25 protein-coding genes are annotated in these 18233 nt (G+C 58.1%); 18 read left to right on the forward strand and 7 right to left on the reverse strand.

Features of this window, described 5'->3' with window-relative positions; all coding sequences use genetic code 11:
• Window positions 1-50: 50 nt before the first annotated feature.
• Complete coding sequence (locus tag AC2FLJ_RS19595) at window positions 51-965, reverse strand: DMT family transporter (protein ID WP_282170082.1); 915 nt, start codon at window positions 963-965, stop codon at window positions 51-53.
• Complete coding sequence (locus tag AC2FLJ_RS19600) at window positions 962-1840, reverse strand: LysR family transcriptional regulator (RefSeq protein WP_058273318.1); 879 nt, start codon at window positions 1838-1840, stop codon at window positions 962-964. The genes AC2FLJ_RS19595 and AC2FLJ_RS19600 overlap by 4 nt, the downstream gene beginning before the upstream one ends.
• A gap of 118 nt (window positions 1841-1958) precedes the next feature.
• Between AC2FLJ_RS19600 and AC2FLJ_RS19605 the strand changes: the two genes are divergently transcribed.
• Both AC2FLJ_RS19605 and AC2FLJ_RS19610 read left to right on the forward strand, forming a co-directional pair.
• Window positions 1959-2540, forward strand: a complete 582-nt coding sequence (locus AC2FLJ_RS19605) for an FMN-dependent NADH-azoreductase (protein WP_496698502.1) — start codon at window positions 1959-1961, stop codon at window positions 2538-2540.
• A gap of 71 nt (window positions 2541-2611) precedes the next feature.
• The gene (locus tag AC2FLJ_RS19610) at window positions 2612-3352 is read left to right on the forward strand and encodes an aspartate/glutamate racemase family protein (protein ID WP_496707241.1); all 741 of its coding nucleotides are present in this window, start codon (window positions 2612-2614) and stop codon (window positions 3350-3352) included.
• Here the strand turns inward: AC2FLJ_RS19610 and AC2FLJ_RS19615 are convergent, their stop codons facing one another.
• Window positions 3353-3883 (reverse strand): prolyl-tRNA synthetase associated domain-containing protein, encoded by a 531-nt coding sequence (locus tag AC2FLJ_RS19615; protein ID WP_496698603.1) that lies wholly within the window; start codon window positions 3881-3883, stop codon window positions 3353-3355. It lies immediately after the preceding gene.
• Window positions 3884-3972: 89 nt separating this feature from the next.
• On the opposite strand from AC2FLJ_RS19615, the gene AC2FLJ_RS19620 reads away from it, so the two are divergent.
• The 13 genes from AC2FLJ_RS19620 (at window position 3973) to AC2FLJ_RS19680 (ending at window position 12033) form a co-directional block, all read left to right on the forward strand.
• Window positions 3973-4491 carry a hypothetical protein gene (locus tag AC2FLJ_RS19620; protein WP_496698497.1) on the forward strand — a complete coding sequence of 173 codons (519 nt, stop codon included), beginning with the start codon at window positions 3973-3975 and terminating at the stop codon, window positions 4489-4491.
• Window positions 4492-4652: 161 nt separating this feature from the next.
• Window positions 4653-6158 (forward strand): signal recognition particle protein, encoded by a 1506-nt coding sequence (gene ffh, locus AC2FLJ_RS19625; protein ID WP_109312247.1) that lies wholly within the window; start codon window positions 4653-4655, stop codon window positions 6156-6158.
• A gap of 41 nt (window positions 6159-6199) precedes the next feature.
• Window positions 6200-6712 carry a GNAT family N-acetyltransferase gene (locus AC2FLJ_RS19630; RefSeq protein WP_496707242.1) on the forward strand — a complete coding sequence of 171 codons (513 nt, stop codon included), beginning with the start codon at window positions 6200-6202 and terminating at the stop codon, window positions 6710-6712.
• The gene (locus AC2FLJ_RS19635) at window positions 6709-7254 is read left to right on the forward strand and encodes a GNAT family N-acetyltransferase (RefSeq protein ID WP_496707244.1); all 546 of its coding nucleotides are present in this window, start codon (window positions 6709-6711) and stop codon (window positions 7252-7254) included. The genes AC2FLJ_RS19630 and AC2FLJ_RS19635 overlap by 4 nt, the downstream gene beginning before the upstream one ends.
• Window positions 7251-7802 carry a GNAT family N-acetyltransferase gene (locus AC2FLJ_RS19640; RefSeq protein WP_282169935.1) on the forward strand — a complete coding sequence of 184 codons (552 nt, stop codon included), beginning with the start codon at window positions 7251-7253 and terminating at the stop codon, window positions 7800-7802. The genes AC2FLJ_RS19635 and AC2FLJ_RS19640 overlap by 4 nt, the downstream gene beginning before the upstream one ends.
• Entirely contained in the window at window positions 7799-8095 is a 297-nt protein-coding gene (locus AC2FLJ_RS19645) for a chorismate mutase (RefSeq protein WP_058273325.1), read from the forward strand. Before AC2FLJ_RS19640 ends, AC2FLJ_RS19645 begins: the two co-directional genes overlap by 4 nt.
• Before the next feature lie 67 nt (window positions 8096-8162).
• The gene (gene rpsP / locus AC2FLJ_RS19650) at window positions 8163-8552 is read left to right on the forward strand and encodes a 30S ribosomal protein S16 (protein ID WP_058273326.1); all 390 of its coding nucleotides are present in this window, start codon (window positions 8163-8165) and stop codon (window positions 8550-8552) included.
• Between the two features lie 12 nt (window positions 8553-8564).
• Window positions 8565-9200 (forward strand): 5,6-dimethylbenzimidazole synthase, encoded by a 636-nt coding sequence (bluB, locus tag AC2FLJ_RS19655; protein ID WP_282120820.1) that lies wholly within the window; start codon window positions 8565-8567, stop codon window positions 9198-9200.
• Window positions 9201-9206: 6 nt separating this feature from the next.
• A complete protein-coding gene (locus AC2FLJ_RS19660; RefSeq protein ID WP_199520026.1) occupies window positions 9207-9356 on the forward strand; it encodes a hypothetical protein in 150 nt (49 codons plus the stop codon).
• The gene (gene rimM, locus AC2FLJ_RS19665) at window positions 9349-9852 is read left to right on the forward strand and encodes a ribosome maturation factor RimM (RefSeq protein WP_496707246.1); all 504 of its coding nucleotides are present in this window, start codon (window positions 9349-9351) and stop codon (window positions 9850-9852) included. Before AC2FLJ_RS19660 ends, rimM begins: the two co-directional genes overlap by 8 nt.
• Entirely contained in the window at window positions 9852-10667 is an 816-nt protein-coding gene (locus tag AC2FLJ_RS19670; protein WP_496707247.1) for a hypothetical protein, read from the forward strand. The genes rimM and AC2FLJ_RS19670 overlap by 1 nt, the downstream gene beginning before the upstream one ends.
• The gene (trmD, locus tag AC2FLJ_RS19675; protein ID WP_496707249.1) at window positions 10664-11473 is read left to right on the forward strand and encodes a tRNA (guanosine(37)-N1)-methyltransferase TrmD; all 810 of its coding nucleotides are present in this window, start codon (window positions 10664-10666) and stop codon (window positions 11471-11473) included. Before AC2FLJ_RS19670 ends, trmD begins: the two co-directional genes overlap by 4 nt.
• Window positions 11474-11607: 134 nt before the next feature.
• Entirely contained in the window at window positions 11608-12033 is a 426-nt protein-coding gene (locus AC2FLJ_RS19680) for a hypothetical protein (protein WP_496707251.1), read from the forward strand.
• Here AC2FLJ_RS19680 and AC2FLJ_RS19685 read toward each other — a convergent pair.
• Window positions 12030-12833: a glycoside hydrolase family 25 protein gene (locus AC2FLJ_RS19685; protein WP_496698485.1), complete on the reverse strand. Its 804-nt coding sequence runs from the start codon at window positions 12831-12833 to the stop codon at window positions 12030-12032. The two genes, AC2FLJ_RS19680 and AC2FLJ_RS19685, sit on opposite strands and share 4 nt — an antisense overlap.
• A gap of 378 nt (window positions 12834-13211) precedes the next feature.
• Between AC2FLJ_RS19685 and rplS the strand changes: the two genes are divergently transcribed.
• Window positions 13212-13595 carry a 50S ribosomal protein L19 gene (rplS, locus tag AC2FLJ_RS19690; RefSeq protein WP_058273331.1) on the forward strand — a complete coding sequence of 128 codons (384 nt, stop codon included), beginning with the start codon at window positions 13212-13214 and terminating at the stop codon, window positions 13593-13595.
• Between the two features lie 11 nt (window positions 13596-13606).
• Window positions 13607-13828, forward strand: coding sequence for a 50S ribosomal protein L31 (rpmE, locus tag AC2FLJ_RS19695; protein ID WP_010437577.1), 222 nt, complete (start codon window positions 13607-13609; stop codon window positions 13826-13828).
• An 80-nt stretch (window positions 13829-13908) separates the two neighbouring features.
• Here rpmE and AC2FLJ_RS19700 read toward each other — a convergent pair whose 3' ends face one another.
• The 3 genes from AC2FLJ_RS19700 to AC2FLJ_RS19710 form a co-directional block, all read right to left on the reverse strand.
• Window positions 13909-14373 carry a GNAT family N-acetyltransferase gene (locus AC2FLJ_RS19700; protein ID WP_058273332.1) on the reverse strand — a complete coding sequence of 155 codons (465 nt, stop codon included), beginning with the start codon at window positions 14371-14373 and terminating at the stop codon, window positions 13909-13911.
• A 59-nt stretch (window positions 14374-14432) separates the two neighbouring features.
• The gene (locus tag AC2FLJ_RS19705) at window positions 14433-16028 is read right to left on the reverse strand and encodes an MFS transporter (protein ID WP_496707253.1); all 1596 of its coding nucleotides are present in this window, start codon (window positions 16026-16028) and stop codon (window positions 14433-14435) included.
• A gap of 81 nt (window positions 16029-16109) precedes the next feature.
• Window positions 16110-16997 carry an AEC family transporter gene (locus AC2FLJ_RS19710; protein ID WP_496707255.1) on the reverse strand — a complete coding sequence of 296 codons (888 nt, stop codon included), beginning with the start codon at window positions 16995-16997 and terminating at the stop codon, window positions 16110-16112.
• Window positions 16998-17214: 217 nt separating this feature from the next.
• Here AC2FLJ_RS19710 and AC2FLJ_RS19715 point away from each other — a divergent pair, with 217 nt between their 5' ends.
• Window positions 17215-18024, forward strand: coding sequence for a division plane positioning ATPase MipZ (locus AC2FLJ_RS19715; protein WP_058273335.1), 810 nt, complete (start codon window positions 17215-17217; stop codon window positions 18022-18024).
• Window positions 18025-18233: the final 209 nt, after the last annotated feature.

An 18233-nucleotide genomic window follows, 5' to 3' on the forward strand; every position in this document is an offset into this window, starting at 1 on the left:
GTTGGTTCATCAGACCCGAGGGTTGTTAGATTACGGCCAAATGGCAAGGGTCATTCCGAGACCGGCGCAGTGTCTTTCGCAGGTTGCTCTTCGCTTTTGAGCAGCAGAACAAGCGCGATCGCGGTTAAAACGACACCGACCAGCACCATGACGGTTGGCGCAGGCCGCCCAAGCGCGATCTCCCACAGGATCACCCAGCTGGGGATCAGATAAGTATAGGCCATAACCTTGGCAGACGGCAGGCGTAGCGCTGCAAACTGGACCAGAACGAAACTGGAGGCCGTTGCGAAGATAGAAAGATACAGCAGACTGACCCAGACGATCAGCGGCAGGTTCGCCCAATCGGTTGCACGGATGTCTGACCAGCCGACCACCGTCAGGATCACGCAGCCAGCAACCAGTGTTCCAAATGTAAAGACTACCGCGGGCTCACCCCGGTTCAGTTTGCGCACCATCGGCGTGTAGATTGCATGCGCCATGCAGCCCCAGAAAAAGATGATCTCTCCGCCACCGATCTCGAAGGCGCGAAAGGACTGCCAATCGGCGCGAAAGATAACCCATAAAGCACCGGTTGCCCCCACCGTCAGGGCAAAAGCCATACGCGGAGTGGTGATCTGGCGCAGCAGAACCCATCCGGCGACCGCAGACATGACCGGCGTCAGGGTGAATACCGCAGATGTGCTGACCGGGTCGGCGGTTTTCAAGCCGTAAAACATAAGAACAAAGTAAGTGGCGAACAGCCCGCCCAAAACGGCGTATCGCCACGGCGCTTGCGCAGCGCTGCGCGGCAAACCGGTGGTGGCTAACGCGGCAATGCCGATGATGACGGCCGCAATCAGAAACCGCCCGGCTGTAATCGCCAACGGCGCAATCTGGTTGGCAACAATAGATCCCAACGAGAAACTACCCGCCACCAGCAGAGTGAATGTGATCATTGCCAAATGACCACGCCCCTGCGGTGTCACGAAAGCCAACCTTTGGACTCTTTCTTAAGGAACGATAGGAATGCCTGCACTTTGGTCGTGCGATGCAGATCGACATGGGTCACCAGCCAAAGTTTGCCGAACCATTCGGGCAATGGCTCAATAACTTCGACCAGTTCCGGATCGCGCGATGCCTCCCATCGTGCCATGAAACCAATCCCGGCCCCGGCCAGAACTGCCTCGCGCAAACAGAAATTGTTGGTACAGCGGAACGCGATGGCCTCGGCCGGGACAGTGGCACGCAACCATTTGGAAAACGGAGCGCGGCTGTTTTCATCGTCCGTGCCGACAAACAAGTGGTCTGCAAATTCGTCAATGCTCGCTGGTTTGCCTCGGCGCTCGATATATGACTTGCTGGCAAACAAGCCGACCTCCTGTTCGATAAACGGCTGCACAACATTGTCGGGTTGGTCCGGGGCGGCCCCCGCCCGGATGGCCACATGTGCCTCGCCGTATTCCAGGCGGAACAGGCGGTCCCCGGTCAGGTAACGTACAATCAGACCCGGGTGCATTGATTGAAACTCGGACAGGGCGGGAACGACCAAGGGCGCCAGCGAGGCCAGAGACGTCACAACCAATTCGCCCGACACGTCATCGCCGCGCCCTTTCATTCGGCCCACCAACTGATTGAACTGATCTTCGGTGGCCTGAGCCACGCGCAGAAGGTCCTCTCCGGCATCGGTTGGGGTATAGCCACGGGCGTGGCGCTGGAACAGCTTGACGCCCAGCCGCGCTTCGATCGCGTCGATATGGCGGATCACGGTGGCATGGTGAACGCCCAAGATTTCGGCCGCGCCGCTGACGGTGCCCATCCGAGCGACCTGATAGGCGGTTTTGACTTCGTCCCAATTATCCATACTCAATCCCACTGTGCAAATTCCAACAATACCTGTTGGTATATCCGCGTTTCGTTCGCTGACGCAATACTCATATTGGGACCGGAAACAGACACGCTGCTATAAAGGAAACCCTGACATGACCAAGACCATCCTGCATATCGACGCCTCGGCCCGCCGCACCGGATCCGCCACCCGCGACCTTTCCAGCCAGATTATCGGGCACCTTGGAGCCAATCGCATTATCCGCCGCGATCTTGCCAGCCCCCTGCCCCTGCTGACCGAAGACTGGATCAACGCCAACTTCACCCCCGCCGATCAACGTGACGAGGTTCAACGCGATCTGTTGGCCCTGTCCGACGAGTTGGTTGGCGAGCTGCAAAACGCCGACACCATTGTCATCGGGCTGCCGATCTACAATTTCTCGGTGCCTGCGGCCTTCAAGGCCTGGATCGACCTTGTCGCCCGCGTGGGTCTGACCTTTGCCTATTCGGAAACTGGCCCCAAAGGCCTGCTGGAAGGTAAGCGCGCCGTGCTGGCAATCGCGTCCGGCGGCACCGAAGTAGGGTCTGAGATCGATTTTGCCACCAACTATGCCAAGCACGTTCTAGGATTCATCGGCATCCACGACGTCGACGTGATTGCGGCTGACAAGATGGCGCTGGATGCGGACGCCGCGTTGGCGAATGCCCAAAAAGCGGTAACTCAACTCGCCGCCTGATCCACCTCTGGCCTTTGTCTTGTGAAACGTCCAGTCTACCTTAAGCGAGATTTGCAGACTGGGCGTTCATCATGAAGAAAATCGGCATTCTGGGCGGTGTGGGCTGGGCCTCGACCGTGGATTATTACCGAGCGATCGCAGAAGGGGCCAGCAGGCACTTTTCCAATCGCGGCCACGGCTCGCCCTTGCCGATCCCGCCTATGACAATCGAATCCGTTACGCAGGCCAAAACCCGCGCCCTGCGGGGAACCGCCGGGGACGAGACCAGTTGGTCCGGGTTTGACGCGGTGTTTCGCGAGGCATTGCTGACGCTTGAAAACGCGGGCTGCGACTTTGGCATCATCGCCTCAAACACTCCGCACGCGCGGCTGCATGCGATCCGGCAAGGCATCACCATGCCCATTCTCAGCATTTTCGATGCGACGGCTGAGGCCACGGCATCTACCAAGGCGTCCACAGCCCTGATTCTGGGAACGACAGTGACCATGCAGGCCAGCAATTATTCAGACCGATTGGCCGCCGAAGGGATCATTGCAAATGATCGCCTACCCGAAACGGAAATTGCCGAGATGCAGGCGATGATCGACAGTGACTTCTACGGCGGCGCATCAGCCACGGCGCGCGCTCGTTTACTAACTTTCTGCGACAAGCACGCAAAACCTGGAACTGCGATCTTGCTGGCGTGTACCGAACTGCCGCTGGCCTTTCCCGACCACCTGGATGACCCTGTTTTTGAAGCTGACGGCCACCTGTTCGTCAATCCGTCCGCCGCCCATGCCGCCGCAGCCCTCGAAGAGGCGCTGAACGACTGATCACGGCAGCCAGGTGACTGCGCATCCGACCTGATCGAAGAATGCCATCAGGTCATCGCGCGTCATGGCGACGGTCCGATCATTTACCAGAGGATGCATATAGATGATGTCTGTCGTTTGCGCGGTGGCGTCCATGAAGAACCGCACATCGTTTTGCACACCGTTGATCATGGCCAGCGGACTGACCGCGCCGGGACGGATACCGAGGCTCTGAAACAACCGCTCCGCTGATCCAAAGGACAGATTACCGATCCCCAGCTCTGTGCCCAGCGCCTTGAGGTCAATCTCGCGGCTTTGTTCGAGCGTCACCAGATAGTTCCGCTTTTTCTTGTCGCGCAGGTACAGGTTCTTGAGGCGCAGGGAGTTTTCGCCCGGTACCAGGAATTGCTCTTCAACGCCTTTGGCATCCTCAACCGTGCGCAGGGGAATATGCGTGTGCAGACGATAGCTCAGCCCCCAGTCATCCAACCGCTGCAACAGCGCGTCTGAACTGATCGGCAACGTGTCTTGAAAAGTGGATGACGCGTCCATGGGAACCTCCTCGTTTGTGGCGCTCATCGCGCAATGCGCTGACAGATTCAAGCCACGACAGGCCTAAAAATCGATGCTAGCGTGCCGCCATGAAAGTCACGCGCAGCACCCCGGACCAACTGATCCTGACCAACACGCCATGGTTCATCGGCATTACGCTGGTACTCTTTATCCTCTGTTTTGTTGGGGCTGGTTTATTCATGGTCAGCGAGGGTGGCGAGGGCATATTGTTCGGCATCTTCTTTGCGCTGTTCGGTGGCGGGTTGGGCTTTGGCGCATTCTGCGTCTTTGTGCGCCGCGTACAGGTCATATTGGACCGCAATAGCAATAGCATCTTGATCCGTCGCCAATCGATCTTTGGATATGACGCAGTAGAACATGAGTTGTCGAACCTGTCCCATGCCGAGGTGGAAACCACCACCTCGACCCGCGACAGGACCACGTCCAAGATGCATCGCCCCGTTCTGGTTCTTAAAAAAGGCATGAGTGCTGGTCGTCACCCGATCGTCGAAGCCTATGTCAGCGGGCGCGGCGCACAGCGGGTGGTTGATGCGGTCAACAACTGGCTACCCGCGCGAGAGGTTGACTCGGACAGCCAATCGGCCTAAATCGCCGTCAAACATCCGGAAGCGTCTGATCTTCCGGTCCCTTGAGTCGTTCAGGGATCGCCCCCCACCAGCGTGTCACGCCCGTGGGGGCAATTGTGCATTTAACCGGCGCTTCCTACCTAGGAACTGCCATCAGATAACCGGCTAAGGAGGCCGAAGGCATGTTTGAAAATCTATCCGAACGCCTCTCTGGCGTCTTTGACCGGCTGACCAAACAGGGTGCCCTGTCCGAAGAGGACGTAAAAACTGCCCTGCGCGAAGTGCGCGTGGCCTTACTTGAGGCCGACGTCTCGCTGCCGGTTGCACGTGAATTCGTCAAGAAAGTGCAGGATCAGGCCACCGGTCAGGCGGTGACCAAGTCGATCACGCCCGGACAACAGGTCGTCAAGATCGTGCATGACGCGATGGTGGACACCCTGCGCGGCGAGGAAGACCCCGGCGCTCTGAAAATCGATAACCCGCCTGCTCCGATCCTGATGGTCGGCCTGCAGGGTTCAGGTAAAACGACCACGACCGGTAAGCTGGCCAAACGCCTGAAAGAGAAAGAGGGCAAGAAGGTCCTTATGGCCTCGCTCGACGTCTATCGCCCGGCGGCGATGGATCAGCTGGCCGTTCTGGGTACGCAGGTCGGCGTCGATACCCTGCCAATCGTTCCCGGCCAAAAACCCGTCGACATCGCCAAACGTGCCAAGCAACAGGCAACGTTGGGTGGCTATGACGTCTATATGTTGGATACTGCTGGCCGTCTGCACATTGACGAAGTGCTGATGAACGAGGTCGAGCAGGTTCGTAACGTTGTTGATCCGCGCGAGACCCTGCTGGTGGTCGACGGCCTGACCGGTCAGGTCGCCGTTGAAGTGGCCGAGGAATTCGAAGCCAAGGTCGGAATCTCGGGCGTCGTCCTGACCCGAATGGATGGTGACGGGCGCGGCGGTGCGGCGCTGTCAATGCGTGCGGTCACCGGCAAGCCAATCCGCTTTGTCGGTCTGGGCGAGAAAATGGACGCGCTCGAAACCTTTGAGCCGGACCGGATCGCCGGTCGTATTCTGGGCATGGGCGACATCGTTGCCCTGGTCGAAAAAGCCCAGGAAACGATGGAGATGGAACAGACCGAGCGCATGATGAAGCGCATGGTCAAAGGTCAGTTCAACATGAACGACCTAAAGATGCAGCTGGAACAGATGATCCAGATGGGCGGCATGCAGGGCATGATGGGCATGATGCCCGGCATGGGCAAGATGGCCAAGCAGGTCGAAGAGGCGGGCATGGACGACAAGGTGCTCAAGCGCCAGATCGCCCTGATCCAGTCCATGACCAAACGCGAGCGTGCCAACCCGCAACTGCTGCAAGCCAGCCGCAAAAAACGGATCGCAGCCGGTTCCGGCATGGAGGTCAGTGACCTCAACAAGTTGCTCAAAATGCACCGGCAGATGTCGGACATGATGAAGAAGATGGGCAAAATGGGCAAAGGCAAAATGCTGAAACAGGCCATGAAAGGCATGTTCGGTAAAGGTGGCCCCAGCCCCGAAGACATGGCCGCAGGCATGGACCCCAAGGCGCTGGAACAGGCGGCTAAAGCGATGGGCGGCAAGATGCCCGGTATGCCCGGAATGGGTGGCGGCATGGCCCTGCCCCCGGGTCTGAGCGGTTTCGGTAAGAAAAAGTGACACCAGCACGCTGCACCCAGCCCCCGTCCGGAAAGGCGGCGATGGCAGCAGCGCAATATCGCGCGGCCCTGCCGGTCATTCAGACCCGGCGGCTGGCTCTGCGTGCACCCACTCTGGATGACTTGCCTGTTTGGTCCACAGTTTGCGGCGAGAGCTTTGGCAGTTCCGAACAGGAGGCTTGGACCGAGTTTTCCTACTATACCTCCGGGTGGCTTCTGCATGGGCATGGCCTGTTCACGGTGACCCTGAAGAACGATGATCAGATCGCTGGTTTCGTTTTTCTGGGGCTGGAATGGGATGATCGCGAACCCGAGCTTGGCTATATGTTCAGCGCCGAGCACCGCAAGCAAGGCTACGCGACTGAGGCCTGCGCGGCCGTACGTGACTTCGGTTTCGACCTGCTCGGATCGGGTCAGTTCGTCAGTTATGTCTCGCGGTCGAACACGCGTTCGAATGCGTTGGCGCAACGCCTTGGCGCGTCCCGGGACGCAGCGGCCGAGAGCGCCTTTGACGCAGATCAGCGTGTCTGGCGCTATGGCGAGGTGCAGGCATGACACCGTCGATCCCCAGGTTGGAAACCGAACGCCTGATCATGCGGGCCCCTTGCGAAGCGGACTTCGAGGCCGAGGCCGAGTTCTTTGCCAGCGATGCGTCGAAATTCGTCGGCGGCCCCCTGCGCCCTGATGAAACATGGCGCGCCATTGCCTTGCTGCTGGGTCATTGGGCCATGCGCGGCTACGGGTTCTGGGGCGTCGAGGAAAAGGACACCGGCAACTATGTCGGCCATGTCGGCCTGTGGTGCCCGCACAGCTGGCCCGAACCTGAAATCGGCTGGACGTTGATGAATAACGCAACTGGTAAAGGTTACGCGACCGAGGCCGCGCTGGCCGCGCGCGCGCATGCCTATGATGTGCTGGGTTGGGAAACGGCAATTTCGCTGATCGACCCGGAGAATCTGGGCAGCAAGGCCGTGGCCGAAAGGCTGGGCGCGCAGTTTGATTATACCTACGAACACCCGGGTTTCGGTACGATGCAAGTCTGGCGGCACCCTGCCCCGGCCGATCTGGTGAATGGCGGGATCGAGGCCTACGCATGACCTCGTACACCATCCCCACCGTAGAAACCAAAAACCTGATCCTGCGGGCTCCGCAAAAGGGTGACCTGCCCGCGATGACAACCTTCTTCGCGTCGGACCGCAGCCGCATGGTCGGTGGCCCAAAAACGCCACTGGAAGCATGGCGGTCCCTTTTGGGCCGGTTCGGGCATTGGGCCATTATGGGTTACGGTGGTTGGCACATCGTCGAAAAGGCCAGCGGCGCCTTTGCAGGCTGGACCGGCATCATCAACGCGCCGGGCTGGGATGAGCCCGAATTGGGCTGGGTCATTTTTGATGGTTTCGAAGGCAAAGGAATTGCGTTCGAGGCCGCGATGGCTGCCCGCGCTTATGCCGCCCAACACCAGGGGGTGAATGGCCCGATTTCGTACATCGCCCATGAAAACAACCGCTCGCGCGCATTGGCCGAACGTCTTGGCGCCACCTATGAACGCGAGGGCGAGGTTGTGGGTCAACGCTGTCAGGTTTGGCGGCACCCGAAATTCGAATTCTCTGACACTGCTTTGACCACCGAAAGGACCGGCCAATGAACAACCCTGTGACTCGGGCTGCGACGTTGCTGAAAGAGCATCGCGAAAGCATCGACCGGCTGGACGCGATCCTCGTCTACACGCTGGGCGAGCGGTTCAAGCACACCCAGGCCGTTGGCAAGCTCAAGGCCGAACACGACCTTCCCCCGTCCGATCCCTCGCGCGAGTCCGCGCAGATCGCACGGTTAGAAGACCTGGCGGACAAGGCCCATCTGGACCCAGATTTCGCCAAGGCTTTCCTGAATTTCATCATTCAGGAAGTCATCCGACACCATAAGAAACACCAGAACTAAACCGGGAAAATCCCGGCTTTAACAAAGACACGCCTCTGGCGTGATGCCATCCAAAGGAGATACCACCATGGCAATGAAAATTCGTCTCGCCCGCGGCGGCTCGAAAAAGCGTCCCTTCTACCGCATCGTGGCTGCTGACAGCCGCATGCCGCGCGACGGCCGTTTCATCGAGAAGCTGGGCACCTACAACCCGCTGCTGCCGAAAGACAGCGAAGAGCGCGTGAAAATGAACATGGAGCGCATTCAGTACTGGCTGGATCAGGGCGCACAACCCACCGACCGTATTGCACGCATGCTGGAAGCTGCCGGCACCCTTAACAAGGCCGAGCGCAACAACCCCAACAAGGGTACCCCGGGCAAGAAAGCTCAGGAACGCGCAGAAGAGAAAGCTGCAAAGGTTGCTGAAGCCGCCGAGGCAGCTGCTGCTCCGGCTGAAGAAGCAGCGGCAGAAGAGTAAGCAGGTCAGCGCGTGCAGGATCAGGATTTCACCGACGATTTTCGCACGCAGTTCGAACTGTTGATGCGGCTCCGGCGCGATGTGCGCCGGTTTCGCACCGATCCCGTGGACGAGGCGGTGCTGACGCGCTGCCTCGACACATTTCGTCTGGCCCCTTCGGTGGGCCTGAGCGAACCCTGGCGCGTCATTCGCGTCGAAAGCGAAGCGGCGCGTGCCGCAGCGCTGAAAAATTTCCAACACGCCAATGAAAAGGCCCTTGCAGGCTATTCGGGCGACAAGGCGTTGAAATACAGCCGCCTGAAGCTGTCCGGCATGCAGGAAGCGCCTGTTCAGCTGGCTGTATTCTCGGACGAGACGACCAACAAAGGTCTGGGGCTGGGCGCGGGCACAATGCCCGAGATGCGCCGCTATTCCGTCGTCGCCGCGATCACCTTGTTCTGGCTCGCCTTGCGGGCCGAGGGATTGGGTCTGGGCTGGGTCTCAATCCTTGATCCAGAACAGATGAAACGCGATCTGGCTGTGCCTGACGATTGGTCTCTGGTCGGCTACTATTGTGTGGGCTGGCCGGAAGAAATGTCTGAAAGACCCGAACTTGAGCGTGCCGGCTGGGAACAGCGCAGCGCCCGGTTGCATATCGAAACGCGGTAAAGCCAGATGTTCGGACTGATACGGCTTCCCATCCTGTTGCTGATCGCTTTTATTGTGGGCGTGTTCTTTGAGCGCAATAACCAACGCGAGGCATGTGCCCCGCTTGGAGACTGGCAGGACGGATTATGTGTAACGACGGAAGAGCCAAATGACTGATCTGATCTGCGTGGGCAGCGTTGCGGGGTCGTACGGCGTGCGCGGCGAAGTGCGGATAAAAAGTTTTTGCGCCATCCCTGAGGATATCGAGACCTATTCGCCCTTAACTGACGAAGACGGCAAGGAACGCTATCCCCTGGTGCTGACCCGCCCAATCAAAAACGGCTTTGCAGCGCGTTTGGGTGGGATCGAGACCAAAGAACAGGCAGACGCCATCAACGGCCTCCGCCTATTCGCGCGGCGTGATCAGCTGCCATCATTGCCTGATGACGAGTTCTATCACACCGACCTGATCGAGCTTGAGGTCTACGACACCGGCGGAACGCTGCTGGGTCGTGTGAAGTCGGTACAAAACCACGGCGCCGCAGATCTGCTGGAACTGCACGGGCCGGGGTTGAAAGGCACCGTTTTTCTGCCCTTCACGCTTGAGGTTGTTCCAACTGTGGATCTGGACAAAGGCCGCATCATCGCAGACCCGCCCGAGGGGCTGATCTGATGCGACGCGTTCTGCTGCATCTGGGGCTACACAAGACCGGAACCACTGCAGCACAATCATTTCTGTATGAAAACCGCGAATTGATCTGGCCACATTTTGCACTGTTGCTGCCTTACAAGACGCGCAAATTGGGGCTGTCAGGTGCCGCGACCCGCCATTCCATCTATGGAACCGTGGGAACGCTGTCCGAATTCAGCTCGCAGACCCGAGAGTATCTGGCTACGCGGAACTTCGGCACGAAACGCGGCCTGATCGTCAGTGAAGAGAATTTCAGCGGCCTGCGTCCCAGCCGCAATATCGAACAGGGATATGCCGCCTCACCGGATCTGGCCGCTTGTCTGGTGGATGCCATCCGCGATCGGTTCGAGGATCAGGAGGTCGATATCACGATCTACCTGTCCCTGCGACAGCGCGGGGCGTGGTTGCGCAGCCTTTGGGCACACGATCTTCAGAGAACCCGCGAGGTCCAGGAATTCGACATCTTCCGCGCGAACATGGATCACCTGCCCCCGCTCGAGGAAACCGTCTCGGACATTCGCAAAAAACTGCCGTCGGTCACTGTGACCGAAGAGTGGCTGGAAGAGACGCATTTGCGACGCTTTGGTCCCGGTACGCCTTTTGCCGAATTCCTGAACTTGCCTCGGGAAAAAGCGCAGCTTTTGGTGCCGCCCACAAAATCTAACAGCAGGCTACCGGAAAGCGTGTTGGCGGAATTGCTGACGCTGAACCGATCCCATCTGGACGAAGCGGAGTTGACCCGGCAAAAAGCGCTGGTAGTAGAGCGGGCAAAGAACGCGATGGTCGGCACAATATGACAGACAAGCCAAGCAAATCTCACGGACGCAAGGCAATCCGACCCACGCTGAAGCCGCGTGAATTGATGACTCCGACACCTGATCTGCACGGGGTCTGGAAGGCAAAAATCATCACCCTGTTCCCTTCCGCCTTTCCCGGCGTTCTCGGCGAAAGCTTGACGGGCAAAGCCTTGCAAGAAGGGTTGTGGCAGTTAGAGACCGTGGATCTGCGCCAGTTCGGCGTTGGCAAACATCGCAATGTCGACGACACGCCGACCGGCGGCGGCGCGGGTATGGTGTTGCGCGCAGACGTGCTGGGTGAGGCAATCGAACACACAATGGCTGGTGTGCAAGGCAACTGGCCGCTGATCTACCTCAGCCCGCGCGGTCGCCGCATGGATCAACGTATGATGCAAAACCTAGCCCGCTGCGACGGCATGACCTTGCTCTGCGGTCGGTTCGAAGGCGTCGATGAACGCGTGTTGGAGCATTACGGCATTCAGGAAGTCAGCCTTGGGGATTTCGTGATGACCGGCGGCGAGATCGCAGCCCAAGCGCTGATTGACTCAACTGTGCGGTTGATTCCCGGCGTATTGGGCAACCAGGCCTCAGCCGAAGACGAGAGCTTTTCCTCGGGTCTTTTAGAGCACCCGCAATACACCCGACCCGCAGATTGGAAAGGCCGCCCGATCCCCGACATTCTGATGTCTGGTCATCACGGGCGCATTGCCGAATGGCGGCACCAGATGTCTGAAGAGATCACCCGCAAGCGACGCCCTGATCTGTGGGAACGCTATGAGGAATCCGGGGATGAGACACCAGACTGATCCTCTCAGGTGTGACTTGTCTGCAGCAAGTTCACCCTTTCGACGAAATCTACTTGAAGCTGACTTTTCTCAAAATTACTCATTCTGAAGATGTTACAAAAGCAATTTTTGATCACCGCATAACAGGCTATAAAATGAGAAAAATCATATGCTTCGCAGTGCTTGCCGTTTCGGCATGCACAACCAAACCTCTGGAATTGTCGGTGCCAACACAGGCGGGCCATAATCTGCATTCCGCCCGTGTCTCGGTCGAGTCTTGCACCACCGAAGCAGATATCGGTGGCAACGCTGCTGTCATCGGCAACTACGCGACGGCTATTATTCTGACATCTCCGGTCGTCGGTGCGATCATTGGATACAACACTCAGGACGGGGCGCGCACGCAAGGAGAGATCGACCAGATTGACCGCTGCATGACCGAACTTGGATTTGAACGCCGCGATCTGACCACAGGCGAGCGTTCCTGGTTGCGCCAGGCGCCTGATAACGAACGCGTGCGCCGGTTGGATCATCTTGTGGGCGGAGGCACTATCGAAACCTATGGGGTGCCCAAGGTTTAGGACCCCCCGGCCTTCCATCTGGCCCAGATTTCCGGCGGACCATTGAACGTGTTGATGTCGACTTTCCCCTGAACACCGGGGACCAGCCCCGTGCCCGTATACTGCCAAAACCGCCACGCGGCCTTGGGGTAAACGTTGCGCGGGTGCCCGGCGACCGACCGCAGCCAGAATTCCGTCTTGGGCAGGCGGGCGATATCGGTGTCACCGTAGAAATCCACGGTCGTATAGACGATCGGGCGGCGGCCATAGTGGCGTTCCAGGATATCAAGGAACCGCTTCGCCTCGGACCGGACGGTGGCACCATCGGGTCTGATGGTGCAGGTCTTGGAATGTGGCGTCCATTCCATATCCAGCACATGCGGCAGGTCAGCACCTCGGGGCACGTTCTCGATGAACCATTTTGCCTGCTCATGCGCCGGTCGGCAAAAATAGTAATAGTGATAAGCACCCCATGGAACACCCGCGGCTTGCGCGCCGCGCCGGTGATCATCAAACAAAGGGTCGGCCACGTCCCCCCCCTCGGTCGCCTTGATGAATACGAAACTGACACCAGAGGACTTGGCCCGGTGCCAGTCAATCGGACCCTGCCATCGCGAAACATCGAGCCCGTGAACCGGATAGTGCCCCGGATGCCGGCCTTCCCACTCATGCGGCTTGGCATCCCCAAAGCTTGGAAAAATGACCGAGGGCGACGTGGTGCTCAGAAATGCCTTAGCTTCGACCTGTTGGGGCGGAGGGCTGCTGCGACCGCAGGACAGGGTCGCGAAGGCCAAAACAGCCAGCATCAATGCTGTGCGCATGGTATGTTCCTGTTCTAAATTTCTGCTCTTATAATTCCCTCTAGAATGCCTGATCTGCCTGACAAGGCAACGGTGTCGTTGGCCGGTGGCGAAATCTTACCATCTGGCCTTGACCATTCTTGCGATTCAGGCTTGATCCCCGCCCACAAAGCCCGTAAAGCAGCGCAATCCGGTGCCGCGACATGCGACTCCGGTGTTTTGGTTTGCATCATGGCGTGACGCCCGGCTTTCTTCGGCCACGGCGCGGCAGGGCGGACCGGACCAAAGGAATATTCGATCTGACCTCTGGCGGGCTGTACGCAGGACCCGGTGAAGACCAAGAGCTCTCAGGCCGTGCTCAACTTCGTGGACCAACCACGAGCAGATAGGAGAAATGCGATGGACCTGATCGCACAGCTTGAGGCGGAACAGATTGCCGCCCTGGGGAAAGACATCCCCGATTTCAAAGCCGGAGACACCATCCGTGTCGGCTTTAAAGTGACCGAAGGGTCGCGCACCCGTGTACAGAACTACGAAGGCGTCTGCATCGCCCGCAAAGGCGGCAACACCATCGCCGGTGCGTTCACCGTTCGCAAAATTTCGTTTGGCGAAGGTGTGGAGCGTGTGTTCCCGCTGTATTCGACCAACATCGACAGCATCACCGTTGTCCGCCGTGGCCGCGTCCGTCGCGCCAAACTGTACTATCTGCGCTCGCGCCGTGGTAAATCCGCGCGTATCGCAGAAGTCACCAACTACAAGCCCAAGGCTGGCGCCGAAGCGTAAGGAACGGAAAGATGAAAAAAGACATCCATCCCGATTATCACGTCATCGACGTCAAAATGACCGATGGCACCGTAGTTCAGATGAAATCCACCTGGGGCGCCGAAGGCGATCAGCTGGCTCTGGAAATCGACCCCTCTGTGCACCCTGCATGGACCGGTGGTTCGTCGCGCCTGTTGGACGCCGGCGGCCGTGTGTCGAAGTTCAAGAAGAAATACGAAGGTCTGGGCTTCTAAGCCAGACCCGTTTGAGATGCGAAAGGCCGCCCACCGGGGCGGCCTTTTTTTGTGGGTAGAACGTTGCCAGAAATAAGTGGCTAAGCCAGCCGCATGATCAACTCGACCTCGCCATCGACAAGCCGGCCAGTCGGCGCAAACCCGAACGATTGATAAAGCGGCAGCGCACTGCCGGGTTCGTCGACGACGCTGATCACCAGGTTAGAGCGACCCTTTTTTAAAGCCACGGATTTTGCAAAATCCAATGCGGCCATTCCATAGCCCCGGCCCTGACGAGATTTATCGACCATCAGCCGCCAGATATAGACGCCATCCGGGTCATCCTCGTCATCCAATTCTGCATCGGGATGTGCCATGTCGATAATGGCAAGCAATCCCACCGCATCGCCGCCATCCCAAATGCCATAGATTTCTGACCCCGGTTCGAAAATCGACTGCGCCATCGTCATTAGATTTGTCGCGACAAACCCTGCCTGATTTTCGCGCACAGACAATGCCGCCAAAGGGCGCAAGGTTTTTTGAGAGAGTAATGCAAACTCAACCATGGAGACCTACTATCACAGCCGGATTTCCAGTAGAAGAATTGCCAACAGTTGAAGCGAACTCAACTCTTCGCACGCGTCAGCTCGGCTGCGCTGTGTACGGGCGGAACCGGGCCCCGAAGCAACATCAGCGCCAAAGCCATCCCGACTAGAGCCGCCGCCGCAGCAACAAGCATCGCGCTGTCAAAGGCGTTGTCCTGCAAGTCCCGAAGGGCATTGGCCAAAGCGCTGCTAGTTTCAGGATCCATTTTAGCGATCAGTTGCTGGATTTGGCTCGGCGTCCCATGGGTCAGGGCATGGGCCAGATCATCTCGCTGGGCGGACCCGGTGGGCAAAGCATTCATGACCTCGGAAATACCTCTGCGGGTCGTTATAGCTTCGGCCAAACCTCCGACCACGGCTCCTAGTGTCGCGCCAAAATACAGGCAGGCGTTAATCACCCCGGACCCCTGCCCCACATGCTCTTCCGGCAAAACGCGCAGACCGAGCCGGGGTAATAGTGAAAAACAGATACCTAATCCAATGCCGACGATCATCAGCTTCCACCAGATCTCGGCATATAGGGTGGAGTTCGAAGTTGTCATCAACAGCAAGAACCCACAGGCCATCGCCCCCAAGCCGATCGCGATCGGCCATTGAAAGCTGTAGGGCGCCAGAAACCGGGGTGCAGTGACCGAGATCACGAACATGCTGAGGCTAAGCGGCATGATCGCTAAACCTGCGCCGATGGGCGAATAACCGAAGGCATCCGGGGATTGAACGAACGTGTTGAAATACACAAAGAAACAGAACAGCGTGAAGCCGGTGAAGAACATGCCTACGGCGGCCATGAAATAACGCGGATGCTTGAAGTATCGCAGTTCGATCAACGGATCGTCGCTGCGGCGAGACACGATAACAAGGATGATTGTCGCAACCGCCGCAACACCCAGCGGCATCAATGTAATCGGCGTTGCCCACCCGCTGCTTTCCCCATTGCTGAGCGCAAAGGACAGCGGGCCAAGGAACAACAGCAACGCAAAAGCGCCCGGATAATCAAACTTGGCCCCGGCCTGACGCGTGTCCGGCACGTACCCGCGTCGGCTGACATGCAGCCCAATCAGGAAGGCGAACACCAGCAACACCAGATCGGTCGCAAACACCGCGCGCCAGCTGATATAGTGGGCAAAGGCACCGCCGACGATCGGGCCGACGCCAATGGCAAGTCCGACAATTGCACCCCATGCGCCGGTAACACCTGCACGCTGTTCTTCGGGTGTGGCGGCGGTGAGCAATGACAGAGATGTTCCAAACAGGGCCGCAGCACCCGCACCCTGCGCCCCGCGCCCAAACAGAAGCATTGCGCCGTCTTGCGCAAACAGGACCGAGGCGGACCCAATTCCGAAGACAATCATACCAGCGAAGAACACGCCCATCTTGCCGGTGATATCGCCCAACCGGCTGACTATTGTGACCAGCGTGGCGCTGGCCACGGTATAGGTGGCCATCACCCATTGCAGACCGGATGGCGTCAAATCGAACTCGGCCTTGAGGTTGGGCAGGATGGTCGCAACAGCCGTTGTGTTAAACCCAACAACCATCATACAGATAGCCGTCATCGCCAGCACAACGCGGGCACCCCCCTCGTGCGTTGGGTCAGAAGGCGTCTTGTCGGTCATAATTTCACCCGAAAACTCATTGTTCTTAAATGCAATTAATCAGCAGTTTAGCGATTTTTGTCGCTGCGCATAGGGTCGGCTTTAGATCCAGTAAGACAGAGCCACCGGCAGGACGATGATCGTGGCCAGCGTCGACACAAGAATGAAACCAGCAACATCCGGCCCGTATTCCGGCACGTGCTGGTCAATGAACAGGTAAGTCGCAACCGAGGACGGCATCAGGCAACACAGGATCACCGCGCCGCGCTCAGCCCCGGTGAAACCAAAAACCCATACCAAAGCGCTGGCGATTGCAATCGCCATGACCAGATGCAGAACGGTCAACAGCACCGCCCGGCCCAGGCTTTTGATCCGCAACGTTGCCAGCGTATGGCCCAATGTCAGCAGCATCAGTGGGATCGACAGCCCCCCAAGAATGTCAAAGGATTTTACCAGCGGTTGAGGCAAGCTTGATCCGCTCGCCATAAGGATCAGGGATAGGATCACTGCATAAATGATCGGGGACGTGACGAGCTTTCTGGGTGAAAACTCCCCCGCCGGTATCCACATACCGACGGTGAAAATGCTGATCAGCACCACCACGACAAATCCCATTGTATAGGCCATTCCCGCATCACCCAACGCAAGCAAGGCGATAGGCAACCCGATATTGCCCACGTTCCCATGCATAAGCGGCGTCAAAAAGGCCCGAACCGGCAGACGCATGGTTTTAAGTGCCAGAAATCCCAACACTCCGAACCCCGCAATGGCCAGCGCTGCGGCCGTCATGACGTCCAAAAAGGTGCCTACCGCGATCTTGGTTGTGGACAGGTGCGAGATGATCAGCGTCGGGTACCCAACGCGCGAAACGATCCCACCGATAACTTTGTTGTCGAACGGTGTCTTGATCGCGGCAAGGGCATAGCCGATTCCGGCGCAGATCAGCACCGGCAGAACCACGTTCAAAACGTTCAAAAACAGATGGTCCAACCGGTTCCCCTATTGCAAAACCCTGATTTGAACTGTGAAACAGCCTATTCGCTTTGGCAAGCGCGGGTCCTAACCGACCCAGCCGGTTGAGTTTTCCAAATTAGAGCCTGATATTGCTCTGCGCGGGCGCTTGGGGTTCTTCCCTTCCCGGCCTCCACAACATATAGTGGTCGGTAACAACGTGTGGTTAAGCACGGCGGGACGTGGGAATACAAGCATGGCACATATTATCGTAGTGGGGAACGAGAAGGGCGGCGCAGGCAAATCGACCGTGTCGATGCATGTAGCGACCGCACTGGCGCGATTGGGTCACAAGGTCAGCACACTGGACCTTGATCTTCGACAGCGCAGCCTTGGTCGGTACTTCGAGAACCGCGGCAATTTTCTGAAAAACGCGGACCTGACCCTGCCCGGCCCCCGCCATCATGACCTGCCCGAGATTGATGCGTCCAAACTGAAGCCCGGCGAGAATATCTATGATCACCGCTTGTCCGCCGCGGTGTCCGAACTGGAAAGCGACAGCGATTTCATCCTGATCGATTGTCCCGGATCGCACACCCGCCTAAGTCAGGTGGCACATTCGCTGGCCGATACGCTGATCACGCCGCTGAATGACAGCTTTATCGACTTTGACCTGCTGGCACGGATCGACTCGAAGGGTGAAAAAATCCTGGGCCCGTCAGTCTATTCAGAAATGGTGTGGAACGCGCGCCAACTGCGCGCGCAGGCGGGACTAAAGCCCATCGACTGGGTGGTTGTCCGCAACCGCGTCGGCACCCAGCGCATGGTCAACAAGGAAAAGATGCAGCGCGCGATTGAGATGCTGTCCCAGCGCATCGGCTTCCGCGTCGCTTCGGGTTTCTCCGAGCGGGTTATCTTCCGCGAACTTTTCCCACGCGGCCTGACCTTGCTGGACCTCAAGGATATTGGGGTTAAACAGCTGAACATTTCGAACATCGCTGCACGGCAAGAGCTGCGCGACATGATGAAAGAGCTGAACCTGCCGGGCGTTGAGATCGACTTCTAACGCCCCCGTTTGGACATTCCAGCCCCAGCGCTACCATACCTCGCTAAAATTGTAGATCGAGTGTGCGCCCCTGCCCTTTTGGGCAATGAGTTTTGACAATACCGGCAGCCTGAAGCTTCAGCGTCGCGTTCAGGCTGACTCTGGACCGCCATTGGTTTCTTTAACTAAAATACAACCATCCAAAACACCTTTTTGGTATTTTTGATAAT

Source organism: Ruegeria sp. CDSA034 (assembly GCF_059612275.1).